Raw genomic sequence first — 1,916 nt, forward strand, 5'->3', positions numbered from 1 at the left:
ACCGGCGGCTGTCCGGCGATGCCATCGAGGCGATCGGCCTGCCGGTCGTCGGCGCCATCCTGCGCGATCCCACGCTCAACCTGCCGGAGCGCCATCTCGGCCTCGTCCAGGCCGGCGAATACCAGAACCTGATGGCGCATCTCGACCGGCTGGCCGACATGGCCGAGAAGTCGCTCGATCTCGACGCCATCATGGCGCTGGCCACGCCGCTGGTGCCCGCGGCTGGCGATTTCGGCGACGCGCTGCCGCCACCTGGACAGCGCATTGCGCTGGCGGAGGACGCCGCCTTCACCTTCGTCTACCCGCACGTCGCCGCCCACTGGCACAAGGCCGGCGCCGAGATCGTCCCCTTCTCGCCGCTCGCCGACGAAGCGCCCCACGACAGCTGCGATGTCTGCTGGCTGCCCGGCGGCTATCCCGAGCTTCATGCCGGCAGGCTGGCCGCCGCCACCAACTTCCGGGCCGCAATGGCGCGCTTCGCCGCGACCAAGCCGATCCACGGCGAGTGCGGTGGCTTCATGGTGCTGGGCGAGACTCTTGAGGACGCGGCAGGCGACACGCATCCGATGCTTGGCCTGCTCGGCCATTCGACCAGCTTCGCCAAGCGCAAAATGAACCTCGGCTACCGCGAGGCGCGGCTGCGCGCCGCTTGCCCGCTCGGAGCCGAGGGCACGCTGATCCGCGGCCATGAATTCCACTATGCGCAGATGCTCGCTGCCGGCAACGACGAGCCGCTGGCCGACCTTGCCGACGGCCAGGGCAATCCGCTCGGCGCCTCCGGCTATCGGCGCGGCCATGTCAGCGGGACGTTCTTCCATGCCATTGCGAGGGGCTAGGGCATGAAGCTCAAGAACTTTCCCCTTTCGCTCCGGCAAGTCCTCGATGATATCGCCCTTTGCCTGGTCTTCTTCACCAGGCTGCCGCTGCCCGTCTTTGATTTTCGCGGGCGCAGCCTCGCCGCCGCGATCTGGGCCGCCCCGGTCGCCGGGCTTGCCGTCGGACTGATCGGCGCGGTCGTCTACGCCACTGCGGAACGGTTCGGCCTTGCCATGGGTCCGGCGGCAGCACTTGCGCTTGCCGCAACATTGCTCACCACCGGCTGCCTGCACGAGGATGGGTTGTCCGATGTCGCCGATGGCTTTGGCGGCGGCAAGTCGCGCGGTGGAAAACTGGAGATCATGCGCGACAGCCGCATCGGCGCCTATGGCGCGTCGGCACTGGCCCTGTCGCTGCTGATCCGCTGGAGCGCGATTTCGGAATTCGCCGACCCCACACAGGCCCTTCTGGCGCTCATTGCCGCGCACGCCGCCTCGCGCGGATTGCTGGGCGCCTTCATGCATCTCTTGCCCCCGGCGCGGTCCGACGGCCTCTCGGCCGGCGCCGGCGGCGTCTCGGCCGAGGCCGCAATAGCCGGCGCCGTGCTCGGCGCGATACCACTCCTCCTGCTTGCGCCAGGCGGCGCCATAGTCGCGATCGTCCTGCTTGGTCTGCTGTTTGCCGCGTTCCGCGCCCTTTGCCTCAACCAGATCGACGGCCAGACCGGCGACACGATCGGCGCCCTTCAGCAACTTGGCGAGATCGCAGTCCTGCTCGTCGCTTCCGTATCCCTATCCTGACTCTCTTTCGGAGACTTTGCCCCCATGTCTTTCAAATCGCTTGATGAACTTCGCGCTGCCTGCCTCGATCTGCCGGCCGGCAGCGACACCGCGGCCAATGCCGTCGCCCGCCGCCAGGACACGCTGACCAAGCCGCAAGGCAGCCTCGGCCGGCTGGAAACCATCGCCGCCTGGCTGGGGCGCTGGCAGGGCCGCGACATGCCGAAGCTGGACAAGGTGAAGGTCTTCGTCTTTGCCGGCAATCACGGCGTCACCGCGCAGGGCGTCTCGGCCTTCCCGTCGGAAGTCACCGTACAGATG

At 68.3% G+C, this 1,916-nt stretch carries 3 protein-coding genes; all 3 read left to right on the forward strand.

Annotated elements, in window-relative coordinates:
• On the forward strand, positions 1–836 hold an 836-nt coding region (locus EN781_RS31500; protein ID WP_127400677.1), incomplete at its 5' end, for a cobyrinate a,c-diamide synthase.
• Positions 837–839: 3 nt separating this feature from the next.
• Positions 840–1,616: an adenosylcobinamide-GDP ribazoletransferase gene (locus EN781_RS31505; protein WP_126054003.1), complete on the forward strand. Its 777-nt coding sequence runs from the start codon at positions 840–842 to the stop codon at positions 1,614–1,616.
• A 24-nt stretch (positions 1,617–1,640) separates the two neighbouring features.
• A partial coding sequence (locus EN781_RS31510; RefSeq protein ID WP_145965750.1) for a nicotinate-nucleotide--dimethylbenzimidazole phosphoribosyltransferase occupies positions 1,641–1,916 on the forward strand: 276 nt, incomplete at its 3' end.

It is taken from the genome of Mesorhizobium sp. M4A.F.Ca.ET.090.04.2.1, assembly GCF_003999085.1.
GTDB lineage: Bacteria > Pseudomonadota > Alphaproteobacteria > Rhizobiales > Rhizobiaceae > Mesorhizobium.

What these genes read in the sequence shown, in the direction of transcription:
- EN781_RS31505 (WP_126054003.1), top strand. Translation starts at nt 840, where the DNA reads ATGAAGCTCAAGAACTTTCCCCTTTCGCTCCGGCAAGTCCTCGATGAT.